Origin of the sequence: Streptomyces sp. WELS2 (assembly GCF_013870595.1) — a bacterium.
In the GTDB taxonomy this organism is placed as follows: domain Bacteria; phylum Actinomycetota; class Actinomycetes; order Streptomycetales; family Streptomycetaceae; genus Streptomyces.
The window spans coordinates 1-2,033 of the sequence record NZ_JACBWZ010001006.1 but is presented as its reverse complement, the minus strand read 5'-3'; the positions used below and the strand labels follow the sequence as shown (position 1 = coordinate 2,033).

The 2,033-nt window shown below is 74.4% G+C and carries 1 protein-coding gene; it reads left to right on the top strand.

The features are described 5' to 3' along the window. Window positions 1-390 precede the first annotated feature (390 nt). On the top strand, window positions 391-2,028 hold the full coding sequence (locus H5J33_RS32875) for an FAD-binding dehydrogenase (protein WP_181798366.1): 1,638 nt from the start codon (window positions 391-393) through the stop codon (window positions 2,026-2,028). The last annotated feature ends 5 nt before the right edge of the window (window positions 2,029-2,033 follow it).

Sequence of the window (2,033 nt, the reverse complement as noted above, 5' to 3'; positions counted from 1 at the left end):
ATGAACCTGACGGATGTGGGCAAGCCCGTCACCGTGGCGTCACCACCCGAGGGAGCGCGGCCCAGCTGCTGCTGGACCGAGACGTCGAGGCGGCCCGGGCCTGGCTGGCACGGCTGCTCACCGCGCTGCTGACGGACGGCAGCCGCGTCCCGTCCTAACGCCGGAACGAGCCCGCCGACGAGCACCCCGGGGCCCGCCGAGGATCGCTTCCGACGAGCAGCCCGGGCCGGCCGAACAGCGCTCCCGAGCCCCGGGCCGAGCCACCCGGGCCACTCGATCCACCCCGAGGCCCGCCGAGACTCCCGGGGCCGCGGCCCCCGGGTTACCCAGGCCCGCCGCGCAGTGCCCCAGAGCCCCCCGGAGAGCACCCCCGAGGAAAGGACACACACCATGGACGCGGACGTCATCGTCGTCGGAGCGGGCCTCGCCGGGCTCGTCGCCGCGCACGAACTCACCAGCCGGGGCCGCCGGGTGGCCCTGGTCGACCAGGAGAACGCCGCCAACCTCGGCGGCCAGGCGTTCTGGTCCTTCGGCGGGCTCTTCCTCGTCGACTCGCCCGAGCAGCGCCGCCTCGGCATCAAGGACTCCTTCGGCCTGGCCTGGAGCGACTGGCAGGGCAGCGCGCGCTTCGACCGGCTCGCCGACGAGGACTCCTGGGCGGTGCGCTGGGCCCGCGCGTACGTCGAGTGGGCGGCGGGGGAGAAGCGGTCCTGGCTCGCCGGGCACGGCATCGAACTGCTGCCCACCGTCGGCTGGGCCGAGCGCGGCGACCTGCGGGCCGACGGGCACGGCAACTCCGTGCCCCGCTTCCACATCGCCTGGGGCACCGGCACCGGCGTGGTCGAACCCTTCGTCCGCTCCGCCCGGCAGGCCGCCCGCGACGGACTGCTGACCTTCCACCACCGCCACCGGGTGGACGAACTGATCGTGGCGGGCGGCACGGCACGCGGGGTGCGCGGCACCGTCCTCACGCCCGACGACTCCCCGCGCGGCGTCGCCTCCGGCCGCGACCGCGCCGGCGACTTCGAACTGACCGCCCAGGCCGTCGTCCTGACCACCGGAGGCATCGGCGCCGACCACGACATCGTCCGCCGGTACTGGCCCGAGCGGCTCGGCACGCCCCCCGCCCGCATGGTCACCGGTGTCCCCGCCTACGTCGACGGCCGCATGCTCGACATCAGTGCCGAGGCCGGCGTACGGCTCGTCAACCGCGACCGCATGTGGCACTACACCGAGGGCCTGCACAACTGGGACCCGATCTGGCCCGGCCACGGCATCCGCATCCTGCCCGGACCGTCGTCCATCTGGCTCGACGCCCTCGGCCGCCGCCTGCCCGACCCCTGCCTGCCCGGCTACGACACGCTCGGCACCCTCGAGTACCTGCGCACCACCGAGGACATCGCCGGCCACGACCACTCCTGGTTCGTCCTCACCCGGAAGATCATCGAGAAGGAGTTCGCGCTCTCCGGCTCCGAGCAGAACCCCGACATCACCGCCAAGGACCGCAAGGCCGTGCTGCGCGACCGGCTGCTCGGCAAGGGCGCCCCGGCGCCCGTGCGCGCCTTCCTGGACAAGGGCGAGGACTTCGTCACCGCGGACACCCTGGAAGGGCTCGTGGAGAAGATGAACGCCCTCACCGGCGAGCCCCTGCTGGACGCCGCCGGGGTGCGCCGCCAGATCGAGGCCCGGGACGCGCAGATCGCCAACCCGTACAGCAAGGACGCCCAGGTCCAGGGCATCCGCAACGCCCGCCGCTACATCGGCGACCGGCTCGGCCGGGTCGCCGCCCCGCACCGCATCCTCGATCCCGCCGCGGGCCCCCTCATCGGCGTCCGGCTGCACGTGCTGACCCGCAAGACCCTCGGCGGCATCCAGACCGACCTGGACTCCCGGGCCCTCGGTACCGACGGCGCCCCGGTCGAGGGGCTGTACGCGGCGGGCGAGGTCGCCGGGTTCGGCGGCGGCGGGGTGCACGGCTACAACGCCCTGGAGGGCACCTTCCTCGGCGGCTGGCCCGTACCGAGCTGAACCAC

Excerpts from the sequence above, each read along its gene's own strand:
- H5J33_RS32875 (WP_181798366.1), top strand. The coding sequence starts at position 391 with ATGGACGCGGACGTCATCGTCGTCGGAGCGGGCCTCGCCGGGCTCGTC.